Source organism: Methylobacterium sp. P3_A11, from assembly GCF_056403155.1.
In genome coordinates, this window is the sequence record NZ_JBFUGA010000073.1 from 12646 (window position 1) to 29290 (window position 16645).

Annotated in this window: 16 protein-coding genes and 1 pseudogene; 4 read left to right on the forward strand and 13 right to left on the reverse strand. The window is 66.3% G+C overall.

Going from position 1 to position 16645, the window contains the following annotated elements; genetic code table 11:
- Nucleotides 1-2: 2 nt before the first annotated feature.
- From AC1DXK_RS20890 to AC1DXK_RS20900, 3 genes are all read right to left on the reverse strand, one after another.
- On the reverse strand, nt 3-590 hold the full coding sequence (locus AC1DXK_RS20890) for a D-sedoheptulose 7-phosphate isomerase (protein WP_477298918.1): 588 nt from the start codon (nt 588-590) through the stop codon (nt 3-5).
- An 83-nt stretch (nt 591-673) separates the two neighbouring features.
- Nucleotides 674-1606: an NAD-dependent epimerase/dehydratase family protein gene (locus tag AC1DXK_RS20895; protein WP_477298920.1), complete on the reverse strand. Its 933-nt coding sequence runs from the start codon at nt 1604-1606 to the stop codon at nt 674-676.
- A gap of 68 nt (nt 1607-1674) precedes the next feature.
- Complete coding sequence (locus tag AC1DXK_RS20900; protein ID WP_477298922.1) at nt 1675-2676, reverse strand: GHMP family kinase ATP-binding protein; 1002 nt, start codon at nt 2674-2676, stop codon at nt 1675-1677.
- 438 nt (nt 2677-3114) lie between these two features.
- Here AC1DXK_RS20900 and AC1DXK_RS20905 point away from each other — a divergent pair, with 438 nt between their 5' ends.
- A complete protein-coding gene (locus tag AC1DXK_RS20905) occupies nt 3115-3300 on the forward strand; it encodes a hypothetical protein (RefSeq protein ID WP_477298923.1) in 186 nt (61 codons plus the stop codon).
- A gap of 65 nt (nt 3301-3365) precedes the next feature.
- Here AC1DXK_RS20905 and AC1DXK_RS20910 read toward each other — a convergent pair whose 3' ends face one another.
- The 6 genes from AC1DXK_RS20910 to AC1DXK_RS20935 all read right to left on the reverse strand — a co-directional run bounded on the left by AC1DXK_RS20910 (nt 3366) and on the right by AC1DXK_RS20935 (nt 9545).
- A complete protein-coding gene (locus tag AC1DXK_RS20910) occupies nt 3366-3758 on the reverse strand; it encodes an HNH endonuclease signature motif containing protein (protein WP_477298925.1) in 393 nt (130 codons plus the stop codon).
- On the reverse strand, nt 3758-4072 hold the full coding sequence (locus AC1DXK_RS20915; RefSeq protein WP_477298927.1) for a hypothetical protein: 315 nt from the start codon (nt 4070-4072) through the stop codon (nt 3758-3760). Before AC1DXK_RS20915 ends, AC1DXK_RS20910 begins: the two co-directional genes overlap by 1 nt.
- An 804-nt stretch (nt 4073-4876) precedes the next feature.
- Nucleotides 4877-6331: a phage terminase large subunit gene (terL, locus tag AC1DXK_RS20920; RefSeq protein ID WP_477298928.1), complete on the reverse strand. Its 1455-nt coding sequence runs from the start codon at nt 6329-6331 to the stop codon at nt 4877-4879.
- The gene (locus AC1DXK_RS20925; protein WP_477298930.1) at nt 6318-6770 is read right to left on the reverse strand and encodes a DUF5681 domain-containing protein; all 453 of its coding nucleotides are present in this window, start codon (nt 6768-6770) and stop codon (nt 6318-6320) included. The genes terL and AC1DXK_RS20925 overlap by 14 nt, the downstream gene beginning before the upstream one ends.
- 385 nt (nt 6771-7155) lie before the next feature.
- Nucleotides 7156-8439, reverse strand: a complete 1284-nt coding sequence (locus AC1DXK_RS20930; protein WP_477298932.1) for a DNA modification methylase — start codon at nt 8437-8439, stop codon at nt 7156-7158.
- Between the two features lie 815 nt (nt 8440-9254).
- Nucleotides 9255-9545, reverse strand: a complete 291-nt coding sequence (locus AC1DXK_RS20935; RefSeq protein WP_477298934.1) for a hypothetical protein — start codon at nt 9543-9545, stop codon at nt 9255-9257.
- A 207-nt stretch (nt 9546-9752) separates the two neighbouring features.
- On the opposite strand from AC1DXK_RS20935, the gene AC1DXK_RS20940 reads away from it, so the two are divergent.
- Nucleotides 9753-10016, forward strand: a complete 264-nt coding sequence (locus AC1DXK_RS20940) for a hypothetical protein (protein ID WP_477298936.1) — start codon at nt 9753-9755, stop codon at nt 10014-10016.
- Nucleotides 10017-10034: 18 nt separating this feature from the next.
- Here the strand turns inward: AC1DXK_RS20940 and AC1DXK_RS20945 are convergent, their stop codons facing one another.
- From AC1DXK_RS20945 to AC1DXK_RS20960, 4 genes are all read right to left on the reverse strand, one after another.
- Nucleotides 10035-10262, reverse strand: coding sequence for a hypothetical protein (locus AC1DXK_RS20945; RefSeq protein ID WP_457107178.1), 228 nt, complete (start codon nt 10260-10262; stop codon nt 10035-10037).
- 128 nt (nt 10263-10390) lie between these two features.
- Nucleotides 10391-13558 (reverse strand): efflux RND transporter permease subunit, encoded by a 3168-nt coding sequence (locus AC1DXK_RS20950; RefSeq protein WP_477298938.1) that lies wholly within the window; start codon nt 13556-13558, stop codon nt 10391-10393.
- A gap of 8 nt (nt 13559-13566) precedes the next feature.
- Nucleotides 13567-14970, reverse strand: a complete 1404-nt coding sequence (locus AC1DXK_RS20955; protein WP_477298940.1) for an efflux RND transporter periplasmic adaptor subunit — start codon at nt 14968-14970, stop codon at nt 13567-13569.
- Nucleotides 14971-15025: 55 nt separating this feature from the next.
- Nucleotides 15026-15223, reverse strand: coding sequence for a polyhydroxyalkanoate synthesis regulator DNA-binding domain-containing protein (locus AC1DXK_RS20960; protein WP_457107175.1), 198 nt, complete (start codon nt 15221-15223; stop codon nt 15026-15028).
- A 274-nt stretch (nt 15224-15497) separates the two neighbouring features.
- Here AC1DXK_RS20960 and AC1DXK_RS20965 point away from each other — a divergent pair, with 274 nt between their 5' ends.
- Complete coding sequence (locus AC1DXK_RS20965; protein WP_477298942.1) at nt 15498-16175, forward strand: response regulator transcription factor; 678 nt, start codon at nt 15498-15500, stop codon at nt 16173-16175.
- Nucleotides 16168-16645 (forward strand): annotated as a pseudogene (locus tag AC1DXK_RS20970) (histidine kinase); the annotation flags it as partial. The gene AC1DXK_RS20965 and the pseudogene AC1DXK_RS20970, both read left to right, overlap by 8 nt.

The window sequence follows — 16645 nt, forward strand, 5'->3', positions numbered from 1 at the left end:
CTTCACGCTGTCGTCCCGCGGGGGAACAGGTTTTCCTCGACGAGACTGCACACGATGTGCGCGGCAGTGATGTGGATCTGCTGGATCAGGGGCGTCGCGTCCGACGGCGCGTGCAGGCAGAGATCCGCCCGCTCGGGCATCGCCCCGCCCGTCGCCCCGGTGAAGGCGACGACCCGCACGCCCAATCCCCGGGCCGCCTCCATCGCCTTGAGCACGCTCGGCGATCGGCCGGAGGTGGAGAGGGCGAGCAGCACGTCGCCCGGCCGCCCGAGGGCCAGCACCTGCCGCGCGAACACGTGCTCATAACCGTAATCGTTGCCGATCGCGGTGATCACGGATGTGTCCGTGGTCAGCGCCAGAGCGGCGGCGGGCGCCCGATCATAGTTGAGGCGCGAGACGAACTCGCCCGCGATGTGCTGCGCGTCGCCGGCGCTCCCGCCATTGCCGATCGTCAGGAGCTTGCCGCCGCCGCGCAGGGACGCGGTCACCAAATCGGCGATCTCGGCGAGGGTTGCATGGAAGCGGGAATCGTCGAGGGCGACCTGAAAGGTGTCCCGGGTCTGCGTGAGAAAATCGACGATCGCGCTCATGGGCACCTCGGTCCGTTGCCCCCGTCGGCCGACCTGTCGGGCCGCCCGGCGGAGCGATGAATGCTGGGCGGGGGCCGTCCGGATCAGACGTTGGCGAACCGCGAGTTGCGGATCATCCGGAAGCCCTTGATCAGCTCCTTGATCCCCCGGTCGAGGTCGAAGTCGGGGAACCAGCCGGTCGCCTCCAGCTTCGCGTTGGACACGATGTAGTCGCGCTTGTCCGGATCCTCGCCGATCGGGGCCTCGACATAGACGAAGTTCGGGACGTGCGCCTTGATGCGCGCGCAGAGTTCCAGCTTCGACAGGTTGGCGCTCGACAGGCCGAGATTGTACGCCTCGCCGCGCATCCGCTCGTAATTGTCCATCGCGTGGATGAAGCCTTTGGCGACGTCGCGGATGTGGATGTAGTTGCGCTTGAAGTGGCCCTCGAAGACCAGGAGCGCCCGGTCGGTCACGGCCCGGTGCGTGAAGTCGTTGACGAGGAGGTCGAGGCGCATGCGCGGCGCCATGCCGAACACCGTCGCCAGCCGCAGGGTGACGCCGCGCCCGCTGTCGAGCACGGCCTTCTCGGCCTCGACCTTGGTGGTGCCGTAGAGCGAGATCGGCCGCAGGGGCGAGTCCTCGGTGCAGAACTTGCCGGCCTCGCCGACGCCGTAGCCCGAATTGGTCGTCGGGTAGACGATCCTCTGCTCGCCGCCCGCGCGCTGGACCAGGGCGATCACCGCGTCGCGGTTCAGCGTCGTGGCGCCGATCGTGTCCTCCTTGCACAGGGGCGCGCCGACCAGGGCCGCGAGGGGGATGAGCACGTCGTGCTTCGGGATCAGCTCGTCGAGGATGCGCGTGTCGCGCGCGTCGCCCTTGATCGGCTCGAACGTATCGTATTGGCAGGCCGAGAACAGGTCCGGGGCTCCGGACTTGAACGTGTCGAGCACCGTGACGTGGTGTCCGCGCTCAAGGAGCATCGGCACCAGGATGGTCCCGATATAGCCGGCGCCGCCGGTGATCAGAATTCGCATCGTTGCCTCTCGTCGCGATGAGCCGTCGGGCCGCCTGCGGCCGGGCTGGAATGAGGTACGGGCGCCGCTCAGCGGGTCTGGCGATAGATCAGGGTCGAGCCGTCGACGTCGATGCCGATCGGAACGACGGATAGCGGCGCCACCCGCTCGGTCAGCGCCGGAAGCCGGTCCGGATCGATGAGCGCGAGGAAGAAGCCGCCACCGCCCGCGCCGCACAGTTTCGCCCCATAGGCCCCCGACGCGATGATCGCCTCGAACAGGTCGTCGAGGACCGCGTTCGAGACCTCGCGCGACAGGGTCCGCTTGATGCGCCACGAGGCGGACAGCATCTCACCGAGTTGCGCGAGCCAGCCGCTCGTCGCCGCCTCCAGCAGCGAGACGCATTCCTCGACGAGGCGGTAAAGTTCGGACAGTTCCTTGTCGATCGCGCGTGCGCGCGTCACGGCGATCTGGGCGGCGACCGTGGTCGTCGCGCGCCGGGCGATGCCCGTATGGACGAGCACCATCGACGCGTTGAGCTGTTGTATGGCCGTGGAGCTCATCTGGACGGGCGAGATCCGGATCGCGGAACCGCTGAAATCGAATCGATTGATCCCACCGAACGCGGCGTGGAGCTGGTCCTGGACGCCGACATTCTCGCGCAAGATCTCGCGCTCGACGTGAATCGCCTTCTTGGCCAGCTCGATCTTCGTGGGCTTCTGGCCCAACAACGCATAGACCGTCTTCAGAAAACCGACCGTAAAGGCCGACGACGAGCCGAGACCGCTCCCGGCGGCGGGCAAGTCGGAGATGATACTGATGTCCAAACGGTTTTGGACATCGAAATGGGACAGAACCTCACGGACGACGGGATGATCGATCTCGCTGATGCGCTGGCAGTGCTCGACCCGGGAATAGCTCAATCGATAATTGTAATCCTGGCAGCCGATCAAATCCAACGCTGCAATAATGATGTACTTGTCAATGGCGGCTCCGATCACAGCGCCGGGCGCACGCTCGAAGTATTCGGGGTAATCCGTCCCCCCTCCGAACAAGCTAATTCGCAGCGGCGTGCGAGTGAGCGTCAACATTCACCGATTCCGAATTCTTCGCATTTGAATACCAGGCGAGGATGGTACGTTCCAAGTGGTCAAAAATTATCTTCTCTCGATAGGTAATGTATCGGGTACTCCATTATTACAAATAATTTTAATGATTTTAAACAGTGCGCGTGATTAATTTCGTTGCAGGTGACTTGATACGAAGGCAAATGCTCGGCGTGATCGTTCGTATTTTTACGCGATGGTCTTCCCGATAAAGCGATCATGGTACTCACCTCATCGGAAAACGAGTCTTCCGATCACACATCCTGATTGCGACCGCAGCTGCAAAGCCGCACCTCCTGCCGATGCAGCATCTGAAATTATGGTTAAGGACGAGTAAACGATGGATCCGGGTCGCGGTTTGGGCCAGCGCGAGCGCGCCCGTGGCTTTGACCGCTGGAACGTCGGCGCCGACGAGCGCACGCCTTGACGGCTGCCGCCGATCCATCAGGGGCGCTTGGTCTGGCCCGCTCCAGCCTGACGGAAAGGCAGATTCAATCTCTTACGAGCATCGTTCTGCCACATCTTATTTTTGACCACAAATTTATCCTCGGCTTGTCAAGATTAATTTTGCACGGTAGCGATGAAATTGAATTTCAACCTGACCGATGATCGAAAATAGTTTCCGTAGATCTTCCGAATCCAACACGCATGGCTCAGCTCCGCGAGGTGACATTCTATTTGTCACCTCGATCCAACCGCTCACCGGTATGGCGTCGGACGACCCCGCCGCCGATCAGCCGCTTGAACGGGCTGGCCCTGCTACCGGGCAATGGCCGGCGGTGTGGGTCAGCGATGCCCGTATGTCGATCGCGGATCCGGCGCACCCGAGCGATCATACCGATATCCGTCACCGTTTTGGCCGCATGGCAGGGGCGGCACAGCACCTGACAATTGCCCAACGAGGCGTCGTCCGTCAGGGCGGCGGGAACGACGTGGTCATAGTGGAAGCGCCCGACCTGCAATCTGCATGGACAGCGGCTTCCATCCGTGAGCTGCCCCTCGCAGCGCCCGTCCGCGCGGGTGAGAGCGGCACGCAGCACCGCCTTGCTGAACTCGCGGCGCGCCATCAGGCCATCTCCGCAATGGCATCCGCCCTTGGCCCGTCCAGGTCCGCCGCGATCGCTATGCGTTCAGACCGAGCCTCGGCCAGCCGGTATGCGTGCACCTCGCCCGCGCCAAGCTTGGCACAGGCCGCGAGCCAACCGAGGAAGCCCGGATCGCCTGCCTCGCAGGCGCGGGCCGCGACGAGGATGGCCTGCCCTTGTGGGTCGCGAGCGACCGCGAGGATGACGGCCGCCTGATCTGCAACCAAGTCGGGAGCATCGAGGGGCTGGATGACCACGACGTAGCGGCGACCGGAGCGTCCGCGCCAGACGCTCATGGCGAGACTCGGCGCACCGCGCAGACCCGCGCTCGTGCGCAAACGCTCCTCGCGTACCGCGCAGCGGCCGACGCGATCGGTCTTCAATTCACGGAGGGCCGCGGCCCAGGAAATCCTGCGGTTTGACATGACCACCCCTCAAGCCGCCGGGGTGGGGGATAGCGTCGGGCATCCAGCCGAAGGCCGGCAAACCGCCTGCTCTCCGGAAAGACGGTCGAACGCCGACAGGAGAGAGTTGAGCTGACTTGGACAACGTGAGTACATGGCGCGCCTCGGGCTGCCGGCGGGATCTGCCCCGCCACTGGCATGACCCCGCACGCGGCTGGACCAGCCTGCAGGGCGATGCGATCACCGAAAAGCCTTGGTCCGCGTGCGGACGGCCTGCATCAGCTAACCGGCATAGGGGTGTCGGTTGTCTTCGCGTCCGGCCGATGGGTTACAGAATACGGATCGGCCAAGCGTCTTGCGTCGGAGCACTGGGGTTGAGGGCCGCACTCCGAGTCCTGGTCCAGGCCTGAGCTGCGGCAGACGCGGCTCTTGCAATCGCCTATCTATATCAATGGAACATACGACAGGCGCGCGCTGAAAAATGACGCTGCATAAGCTATGCATTTTCATGCTCAATGCTCTGCGCAGACAAGCATAAACTGCTTCGTTGCACGAGCATTACCGCTCGTTTCCGCGAAGCAGTCCAGTCGAATAGGACACCACTGCGCATCTTCCAAAATTAAGGACGTAATCCTACGAATCACCGCTCACTCAGCCCGACCTATGTTGATCGAGTCGTCGAATGCGAGAGCCGCATCAGCGACGCTCGATCTCTCGACGCACAGGATTTCGGCGCCGCAGCGGGGGAGGCGGCATTGCGCGGGCGGTCAGGTGGTCGAGAGCCTGAGAGGTACTGTCAACCTGATCGTCGTGCCGCCCATTCGGAAAGGCCAGTAGCTCCGAGATGTAGTCGGCGAGCCATGGCGCTTCCGAAGGTAGATGGACCTGCCCCGCCTCGAACCGAGCCGCTTGTGCCAAAAGCCTTGCCTCCTTGTCGAAGCGCGAGCGATGGAGAAGCGTCGACAAGGCACCGCTGYGGCGCAGATCTTGATGAAGAGCGCGCCCAAGCTCTGTATCTTCGATCAAAGTGGCATTCGCCCGCCAGTGTCGGCTGAGGCTTACGATCTCCCGCCGCAGCTCAGGTGCTTCGAGACGCTCGCGCACGACGTCGAGCAGGTAATAGTCTAAGCCAAGCGCCCCCCAGACCGTCCCGACCGACCAGTCGCTGGCCTCGCCCAACGTCGAAGCGGTATCCCAGGACACCACGACCCGCTCAAACCCCTCCGGCCACTCGGCGTCCGTATAGTAGCGCAGCCAACACCTGCGAATCACGTTGCCCTCAGCCGGTACCGGCGCCTGCTGGTACTGGGCACTGAAGGTGAGCGTGCCGAGTTGACGGCGCAATCCTTCCAACACCACGAGGGGCTCACGCCCGGGCTGGAGCACCTCACCGCGCGGTCGTTGGTAGACATGATTCGGCCTATCGCTCAGCCGGAACGCTTCGTCCCTGACGGCGATCGCGGGAAGCTCTACCAGCTCCCAATCCTCGGCGGCTCGCGCGCGAAGATGGCCGCACAGGTCATCTGCGTGCAGGCGCTGCATCACGAGGACGACCGCGCCTTTGGCCTTATCGTTCAGCCGCGAGATCAGCGTACCTTCGTAGAACTCGATGACCCGCCGCCGCTCGGCCGCCGAGAATGCATCGATCGCCTTCATCGGGTCGTCGACTAGAATGATATCAGCGCCGCGCCCGGTCAGCCCCCCACCGAGCCCGACTGCTAGCCGCCCGCCTCGACGTGTAGTTGTGAGCTCCGTATCGCGTTGTCGGCCCGGCACCAAACGGCAATCGGGGAATAAATCCTGAAACCACGCGCTCTCCATCACGGTACGGGTGTCTTGTGACAGCTTCCGGGCGAGATCGGCGGCGTACGAGACCGCGATGATCCGTCGGGTCGGATCGTGTCCCAGGAGCYACGCAGAAAATGCCACCGAGACCGTAATGGACTTCATTGAGCGCGGCGGCACATTGATGATCAGTCGCTTAAGCTCGCCACGGGCGACGCGCCTGAGCTGCCAAGCCAAGTGATCGTGATGCCAGTTGTACAGATAGGGAGTCCCAGGCTCGAGAGCCTGAAACGTCCGGTGCACGAAGGCGCCGAGTTCGCCGCGCAGGAGAGCCCGCAAAACGCGCTGACGATCAATCGTCGTCATCTGCCGCCCTCAGATTTTCGTCGGTCCCCTCCTCGCTACCTTCATCGCCATCCCGGCGCCCGATGAGATCCGATAGGCCGTATCGGCGCAGGATCTCAGAATCATCCTCAGGGCTATCCGCGGCGCCTCTCGGGATCGGCTCACTGTCCAACCTCGTTTCAATACGCCCCGTGATCTTCTCGATAGCGACAAGGTCGCCCGCCATAGCTTTCTGCCACCAAACCATCATCAGAGCAGCATAGAGGCTGGTCCTGCGCGCCCCCTCGCGTCCATTGACTGTTACTTTGTATTCAAAAAACATCTCATTGTAGATCTTATCGATAGTCTTACGATTTGGTCGTCCCCGAGGGCGGCCCGCAGGGTTACCGGATTTGCCTTTTTGAAACTGATTTTTACGTGGAGGACGCCCAGGCCCGACAGTGTAATCATCGTCATTCATCGATAAACCTCAAGAAAAACCGGCACATCACACGATGACACACCAGCACGCCACAACTCTCGTGGAGAGTTTTCGACGCCCTAGAATGCCCTACGCGCATGATGCGCTCGGAATTTCCATCAGGCTTATGGAACGAACCCAGTTCGTTGACGCTACTCGGTAGGAGCAGCGACCAGAATATAAGACCGACAACCGGCCTCGTCAACAACGGATCTACTAAAGCCCGACACACAACTCAAGATACGTCATGCTCGTTTCTTTGCCAATTAATTGAACATCCCAGATTTTGATTTGACGATGGATTACGACGGGGCTGATCTTTGCGGATCCCGAGAGAAGCGGAACGGGCAGCGAGCCGCAATCGTTCGCCGCCCTGTCTTTTCGGTCATGCTACGCGAGATCGCGTGCGCTTACGCGGCGGAGGCGATGCAACGGGATCGCCCTGGAGCCGATCCGATTCAGGCTGAGCTGATATCGGGAACGCTTTCGATCGTTCTGGCACCGATGAAGTATTTGTTTGTGCCTCCAGGCGGTCCCGCTGCATTTCGTCGAGACTCAGACCAGTCTCGGCACAAACGGCCGTGCCCCCCGTCATTCGCTCCCACCGGCGGATTGCGACCTGAGCATAGCGCGGCTCGATCTCCACCGCCCGTACGCGCCGGCCGACCTGCTCACCCGCCAGAATCGTCGTTCCAGAGCCCACGAACGTGTCCAGCACCACCGCGCCGGGTCGCGTTACGTCCTTCAGCGCATCTGCAACCATTTGCAAAGGCTTGACCGTTGGATGGGCGGCAAGATCCGCGAGCCGCTCCGCGCCAAAACCATTGGCCCCGGGATAGGTCCAGACATTCGACCGATTGCGACCATGCCGTCCCAACTGGACGTTGTCGCGGTGACGTGCCTCGCCGACACGGAACACGCCGATCAACTCGTGCTGGTTGCGATAGAGACCGCCCTGGCCGGCGTTCGTTTTGTTCCAGACGACGAGGTTGAGGTAAGCACCGTAAACACCTAAAGCCGCCTCAATCAGGTCTTGCACGTGTCGCCAATCGATGCAGGCGAAGTGCACCGCCCCTGGCGCCGAGATCCGTGCAGCGTTTTCGAAGGCCGCCGACAGGAATGCTACGTACTCCCGCTGACTCATCTCGCCGGACGCAAAAGCGAAATCCGCGTGCTGGGCTTTCCCACGCGCGCTGAGCTCCGCCCGGGAGAGGTTGTAGGGCACGTCAAGGAAGGCACACTCGGCTGCAGCCCCCGCCGACAGGCGGTCTAACAAGGCCGCATCGCGCGCATCGCCGACAGCAAGACGATGCTCCTTGAGTTGAAGCAGGTCTCCCGGACGGAGGATCAGAGGCTCCTGCAGCAGTGCAGGATCGACGACATCATCGGCGTCAATGTGATCGGCGAAATCGAGACGCAAGGCGTCGAGTTCAGCGATCTCAAAGCCTGCGTCGGAAATCTCGAAGCCCGCATCTTGGAGGAGCACCGTCAGCTCTGGGATTTGCTCGGCGAGCCGCTGTCGGTCGAGCCGTGCATCCTCGCCGACACGATTGTCCGAGAGGAGGAATGATCGTTTCTGAGCTTCAGATAGGCCGAAGATCTGCACGATGGGGATCGACTCGGAAACCGCGCGAACCGCCTCGACCCGCGCATGGCCGGACAGGATCATGTAATCCTCGCCGACGATTACCGGGGCGAGGGGACCTGTCACCTCGATGGCGCGCGCGAGCTTCGTGATCTGCTGCTTGGGATGAACGCGGACCCTGTTCGGATTAGCTTTGAGTGCACTGCAGGGACAGAGGCCATATCGCGCCTCGATACCCGGTCCAATCTCGATCCGCGGCGCCCCGTCGATTGGAAAAGTGTTAGCTGGCGCTCGTAACGCCACAAGCTTTGACGTAGATACAGACATTGGCGGTCTCCAGATCAGAGACCGAGCGCAGGGCAACCGCGCAACGACCGACGACAGATTCCCCCTCACGCAGCGCGTGTGGTTCCTGGGGAAGCTGTCGAAGCCGCTGCGGCATGTGGAAGCCTACCGCTGCAAGACTTTGGTGAAGCACAGCTACCGATTGCGATCGGTCGCATGTGAATGCTCGGCTGTCTGTCGAGCATTCCCAATTTGGATCGTAACGGGAGCCGTTTCAAGGACCAAATCATCGGAACAAATAATGAACAATACCGGATCTGAAGCGGCCAGGTCGGAACGGGATCGCATTTATAAGCAGGGATGATGTTGTGCGGTGGGAGGGGAGAAAATCTCTCGTGTCGAGGTTGGCGTACACCGCAGAAGCCAGTTTGCTCCCTGTTTCTCTCCCTGGTGCAGGGAGGAAGCACCAACTCGAGGCTGGACAATGGACGGAACCGGGATGGTGCTTTGAACCGCGGTTTCGAACCTGCGCCCGCTGGAAATCCTACAGCCGGTATCGTTTGGCGTAGCTGGATGCGCGCTGGAGTGCGTTGTTGAGATTTTCCATCGGGTCTTTACGCGGCCCGCTCGCTCCGGCCGTCCCGCCCGTGCGCCTGATCCATGATCTCGCCGATCCGCTCGCCGACGGCGACGGCGATCTCGACCGAGGCCGTTCCCTCGGACCCCTGGCGGCAGATCCGGCTGAGGACGTCGGTCACGCGCTGCTCCATGACCCCGAGGATCGCAGCCGCCGCCTGCGGCTGGGCGCCGCGCAACACGGCGGCGAGGTCGCAATAGGCATCGTGAAGGAGCTGAAGCGTCAGGCGCTCGACCGCCTGCTCATCCTCCGCCGACAGGGCTCGCATAACGCCTCTCGCAACATCGCCTCCTGCAGCGTTGCCCGGATCCGTTAACAAGAGGTGAAGGAGCCGACGACTCCGCAGGATCCCGCTAACCAGTCCGCGCGACGCGTGGACGGCCGGTCGCGCCGGCGATGCGACACCGACCGGAGGGAACCCGGCAGCCCCGCGACGGGTCGACCCGGCAAGAGCCTTCAGCGCGAGAGCTTCCCCATGCGCCACCTCGTCCTCTCCGGCCTCTGCCTGGCCGCATTCGTCGCGACGCCCGCCCGGGCTCAGGTGCAGCAGACCAACCCCAACGCCGCCAATCGGTCCATGGAAACCAATGGCCAGATGCGCGCCCTGCGTCAGGAGCAGACGACCCGGAGCGATACGCTCCGGATGGACATCCAGCGCAATCAGGCCGCGACGCCCGCCCCGAATACCGGACCGAACGCCATCGGCCCCACCGGCGGCACGGGCGTCATCGGCCGCTGAAGGACGGTCAGGCCGGCCCTACACGTCCGGCAGGGGGCGTCCCTTCACGACCACCCGCGGCCACCGGTCCAGGCCGATCGGCATCAGGACGGCGATCTGGGGCGGCACCGCGGCGTCGCCGAGAAGACTCTCGAGGGAGATCCGGCAGGCTTCCTCGAGTTCGGCCCGCGTGCGCGCGCCGGACGTCTTGATGTCGGCGATCAGGAGCGCCGCGATCTCATGGGCAAAGGCTTCGCCGTCCAGCATGCCGGACTCCTGTTCCGATCGGGATCACCATAGTCTTTTTCGATGCTTGTGAGCAGCGGGCCAGAATTGCGTATCCCCATACCGATTGTGGATACGATTCCGGCGCCGCAGGTGGCGGGGATACGCGCTCACGCATCGGTCGCCGCCCGTCGCCGTGCCCCGGCCGGGCGCGGGGTCGCGGGCGCGGGCCTCCCGCGGAAGGGCAGGCGCAGGCCCGCGACCACGGGATAGACCGCCGGCAGCACCACCAGGGTGAGCAGCGTCGCGGAGATCAGGCCGCCGATCACCACGGTGGCCAGCGGCCGCTGCACCTCGGCGCCCGCGCTGGTGGAGAGCGCCATCGGCAGGAAGCCCAACGCCGCCACCAGGGCGGTCATCATCACCGGGCGCAGCCGCATCTCGGCCGCCTGCGTCGCCGCCTCCCGGGGGTCCAGGCCGGTCGCCTCCAGGTCGCGGATGTAGCTCGTCAGCACCACGCCGTTCAGGATCGCGATGCCGAAGGTCGCGATGAAGCCGATCGCCGCCGAGATCGAGAACGGCATGTCGCGAAGCGTCAGCGCCAGGATGCCGCCGGTGGCGGCCACCGGCACATTGAGGAAGATCAGCCCGGCGAGGCGGATGTCACCGAACATCACCACCAGCAGGAGCAGGATCGCCGCGAGCGCCGCGGGCACCACCACGGTAAGCCGGGCCGTCGCCTCCTGAAGGTTCTGGAACTGCCCGCTCCAGACCAGCGCGTAGCGTGGCGGCAGCGTCACCTGCTGGGCGACGGCGGCCTTGGCGGCGTCCACGAAGCTCTGGACGTCGCGGCCGCGGACATTCGCCTGCACGGAGATCCGACGCTGCAGGCGCTCGCGGCTGATCTGCGCCGGGCCGGAGGCGACGTCCACGCTGGCGACCATCGCCAGCGGCACCATCATACGGCTGCCCGCCTCCCGGCCGGGATCGCCGGTGCCGGGACGGCTGACCGGCAGGGCGCGGATCCGCTCGATGTCGCTGCGGTCGGCCGGGTCCAGTCGGACAACGATCTCGGTGATCGAATTGTCGTCGCCGTAGACGACGCCGCTGGTGCGGCCGCCGATGCTCTCGACCATGTCGAGCACGTCCGAGACGTTGATGCCGTAGCGGGCCGCCTTGGCGCGGTCGACCTGGATCGTGAGCGCCGGCATGCCGGCCTGCGCCTCGGCCTTCACATCCGCCGCCCCGTCGATCCCGGAGACCGTGCGCACGAGGGCGTCGGCCGTGTCCTTGAGGACCTTCAGGTCGTCGCCGTAGAGGCTGATCGCCACGTCGCCGCGCACGCCCTCCAGCAGGTCGTCCATGCGCATCTGGATCGGCTGGGAGAAGGTATAGGCCACCCCCGGCACCTCCTCCTTGAGGCGCTTGTCGAAGGCCGCCACGAGGCCCTCCTGCGTGTCGGCGGTCTTCCAGGTGGCGGGGTCGGTGAGGGTGATGAAGCTGTCGGTCGATTCGACGCCCATCGGATCGGTCGGGATCTCGGCGCTGCCGGTGAGCGAGACCACGCGCTTCACCTCCGGGAACGACTTCAGCACCCGCTCGATGCGGGTCACCGTGGCGAGCGAGGCGGAGAGATCGATGCCGGGCAGCTTCTCGGAGGTGATGACGATCGAGCCCTCCGACAGCTTCGGCAGGAACTCGCCGCCGAGCCTCGTCGCCAGGACGCAGGAGGCCGCGAAGAGGGCAAGCGTCGCCAGCACGGTCATGAGGGCGTGGCGCTCGGCGGCCCGCAGCATCGGCGTGTAGGCGGCCCGCATCCAGTGGACGAGGCGCGTCTCGCGCTCGCCGACGCCGCGTCCGGCGAGGAAGATCGCGGCGAGCGCCGGCATCAGCGTCATGGTGACGACGAGCGAGCCCGACAGGGCCAGGATGACCGTCAGCGCCATCGGCACGAACATCTTGCCGGCCACGCCCTCCAGCGCGAGGATCGGCACGTAGACCAGGATGATGATCGCCACCGCGAACATCACGGGCTTGGCCACCTCGGCGGCGGCGTCGCGGATCAGGTCCGCGGGCGGCCGGTCCGGATGCTCGCCGCGGGCGCGCAGGACGTTCTCGACCATCACCACCGCGCCGTCGACGATCAGGCCGAAATCGATGGCGCCGAGGCTCATCAGGTTGCCCGACAGGCCGAGCAGCCGCATGCCCGCGAAGGCCATCAGCATCGCGAGCGGGATCGCGGCCGCCACGATCAGCCCGGCGCGGAGGTTGCCGAGGAGCAGCAGCAGGACGACGATAACGAGCACCGCGCCTTCGAGGAGGTTGTGCTCCACGGTGTGGATCGTGCGGTCCACAAGGGCGCTGCGGTCGTAATAGGGGACGATCTCCATGCCCGGCGGCAGTTGCGGGCGCAGGTCGTCGACCGTCTTCTTGACCTTCTCGACCACCGCGCTGGCATTCTCCCCGAGCTGCATCATCGCGATACCCACGACTGTCTCGCCCTGCGCGTCGTGCGTCACGGCCCCGAGCCGGACCTTCGGCGCCTCGACCACTTGGCCGAGCGTCCCGAGCGTCACCGGCACGCCGCCCGGCCCGGTGGCGACCACGATGTTGGCGATGTCCTCCGGCCCCTTGGCGAGGCCGAGGCCGCGGATCGTCTCCTGCTGGTCGTTGTGCTCGATATAGGCGCCCCCGCGGGCGGCGTTGTTGTCGGTCAGCGCCGTGAAGACCTGGGCGAGGCCGACGCCGTAGCGGCGGAGGGCATCGGCCGAGACCCGGACCTCGTAGGTCGGCATCTGGCCGCCGTAGATGTTCACGTCGGCGATGCCGGGGGTGAGCTTCAGCTTCGGCGCGATCGTCCATTGCAGGGTGCGGCGGAGCTGCATCGGCGTGTAGGCCGGCCCGCGCAGCTCGAATTGGTAGATCTCGCCGAGACCCGTCGCCATGGGACCCATCTGCGGGTCGCCGACGCCCGCCGGCATCATGCCCTTGGCCGCCGGCAGGCGCTGGAAGACCTGACTGCGCGCCTCGGTGATCGACATCCCGTCCGCGAAGGTGACGTAGACCGCCGAGACCCCGGCCCGCGAGGTCGAGCGAATCCCGGTGAGGCTGGGCGCCCCCGCCATGGCGTTCTCCACCGGGAAGGTGACGAGCCGCTCGACCTCCAGCGCGCCGAGCCCCGGCGACAGGGTCAGGATCATCACCTGCTTGGGCGAGATGTCCGGCACCGCGTCGATCGACAGGCCTTCGAGGTTGGCCACGCCCCCCGCCGCCGCCGCGAGCGCGATCATCAGGACCAGGAACCGGCGGCGGACCAGGAGGGCGAACCACGACCGCATCGGGGGCCTCAATCCGTCGAGCCGAGCAGGCTGCGCAGCAGGATCGCCTTGAGCCCGAAGCTGCCCTTCGTCGCCACGGTGTCGCCGGCCGCGACGCCGCTCTTCACCTCGACCCAGTCGGAGCGCTGGATCCCGAGCATCAGGGCGCGCCGCTCGAACCGGTCCTCGGCCACGCGCACGAAGGCGATCGGTCCCTGCTCGGTCTGCTGGATCGCGGCCGCCGGGACCGTGACGCCGTCGCGGCCGAGATCCGCCGCGATCGTGACCGAGACGAACATGTTGGCGCGCAGCAGATCGCCGGGGTTGTCGAGCTCGATCCGGGCGGGGGCCGTGTTGGTGGCCGGATCCAGGGCGGCGTTCACCGAGCGGACGCGTCCCTCGAAGGGATCGTGACCCGGAACCGGGCTCTCCACGGAGGCGCTGTCGCCCGCCTTCACCCGGGCGGTATCCGGCCCGTAGAGATTGGCCAGCACGAGGATGCGCGTCGGATCGGCGACCGTAAAGGCGTCGCGGGTGGTGTCGACGACCTCGCCCAGAGTCACGCCGACGCTGGTCACGACCCCGGCGATCGGCGTCACGATGGCGCTGGTCCCCGGGGCGGCCCCCTCGGTCGGGGCGAGGCGCTGGTACTGCGCCCGGTACATCTCGGTATTGGCCTGGGCCGACTTCACCGCCGCCTGCGCCTTGGCGAGATCGACCTGCCGCCGCTCCACCTCGGCCTGGGCGACGCCGCCGAACTTGAGCTGCTCCTGGCCGCGCTTGAGCTGCAGCGCCGCCACTGCCTCGGAGGCCTGCGCCTCGCCGAGGGAGGCCTGCGCGGCGAGGTAGCCGTTACGCGCGTCGAGGAGGCCGGCGGCGTCGAGGGTCGCCAGGGTCTCGCCCGCCTGGACCCGGTCGCCGGGCTGGACCGCGAGGCTCAGCACCCGTCCTTGCGTGCGCGGCTTGAGGTGCGTCACCCGCCGCTCGTCGAAGGCGACCGTGCCCGGGACGCGCACCGGCAGCACGATCCGGCGCGTCTCCGCCGTCCCGACCGCGAGGCCGATCCGCTTCTGGCCGGCTTCGTCGAGGGTGACGAGGTCGGACTGAGCCGGCGCGTCCGCGGCCTTCGTTTCGGGCGTGCCCGATTCGGGTGCGGCCGGTGCCAGACCCAGCCGCGCGAGAAGCGGATCCCGGTAATACCAGCCGGCCGCCGCGAGAACGGCGAGGATCACCACGAGCCACACGCGCCCGCCGCGCCGGGCCGGCTCCGTGCGCGCCTCGGCCCGCGCCGTCCCGCGCTCAGGCTTCGCCGCCGGCGCGTCGGACGGGAACCGGTCGTCGGCCCGGATCTGGTCGTCGGCCTCGGCGTGACGGGCGGCGGCCGATGTCTCGGCGGTCAGCGCCATGAGGGGCACCGTCGGGCTGAAGGGCACCGGCAGGGGTTCGGCCGGCCGCGACCGGCCGCCGCGGTCCGCAGATCGCGGATCCTCATGCGTCGAGGCCTGGCCGGAGCACGTCTTCCGTCACGAAACGCCCCGTCTCGACCTCACGCACCACGACCTCGAAACCTTCGCCGCGCAGGTCCTTGAGCCGGTCGAGGGTCACATAGGTCCCGGTCTCGACATCGTACAGGCGACACTTCGCGTAGCGGTTGATCAGGCGCCGCGGGCGCCGCTTCCTAGGCATGACCCACCATCCTCCGGCCGCGCGGGACGGCCCGGAACGGGCAGGGGAAGCGAGACCAAGTCCGCATCGGTGGAATCCGGAAGGCGCACCTGCCGGCGCGCACGGGCGGCGGCGGAACGTGCTAGAGTCATTCCAATAAGGGAGCCAACCCGATGCCATGCCATTAAATTCGGGTTCACAGTGGCGCCCCCGGGGCGATTTGCGTGGCGAAGTCCGGCACAAGGAGTGCGGGCCGGGCATGCGCCGGGGCGTGCGAACCGGAGCGGGGGCAGACGTGGCGAAGCTTCTGCTGATCGAGGATGACGCGGAGACCGCGGGGGACGTGCTCGATGACCTGCGCGGTCGCGGCCACGAGGTCGCCTGGGCCGCGACCGGCCCGGACGGAGCCCAGGCGGCCCGGGACGGCGTCTGGGGCGCGATCATCCTCGACCGGATGCTCCCCGGCCGGGACGGCCTGAGCGTCCTCCAGGATCTCCGCCGCGACGGGGACCGGACGCCGGCCTTGGTCCTGAGCGCCCTGGGCGATGTCGACGAGCGGATCCGGGGCCTGCGCGCCGGCGGCGACGACTACCTCGCCAAGCCGTTCGCACTGGGCGAACTCGCGGCGCGCATCGAGGCGCTGTTGCGCCGCCCGGTCGACAGCCGCGAGACCGTCCTGCACGTGGGCAGCCTCGCGGTCGACCTGATCGCCGGCACGGGCCGGCGCGGCACCCGCGAGCTGGATCTGCTGCCGCGGGAACTCAAGCTCCTCGAATACCTGATGCGCCGCCCTGGGCAGATCGTGACCCGGGCGATGCTGTTCGAGGAGGTCTGGAACTACCGGTTCACGCCCAAATCCAACCTGATCGACGTCCATGTCGGGCGCCTGCGCCGGAAGCTGGAGGCGGGCGGCGAGCCCCCCCTGATCCACAGCGTGCGCGGCACCGGGTTCGCGCTGGCGCCCGATGGTTGATCTGCTCCGCCCGGCCGACCTGTTCCGGTCCACCGCGATCCGCTGGGCGCTCGGCATCGCCCTGTGGTCGGCCCTGCTCGCCCTGGCGATGTTCGCCTTCGTCTACTGGCAGACCGCCGACTACCTGCGCGAGGAACTCGCCGAGACGCTCCGGCTGGAGGTCCGGACCGCCGCCGCCGACGCGGCCGACGCGGCGGCCCGCGTCGACACCTGGATCGCCATGGATGTCCACGCCACCCATTACGGCGGCCTGTTCGCGCCGGACGGGACGCGCCGGGCGGGCAATCTCGGCGCGCTGCCGGGGCGTCTGCCGCGGGACGGCGATGCGTACCGGGTGAGCGCGACGGTCGACCTCGCCGGGCGCAGCCTGCAGGACGAGACCTGGGCGGCCGCGCTGGCCCTCGCCGACGGCAGCACCGTGGTGATGGCGCACGACACCGATGAAATCGACCGCGTGAAGGCCACGACCC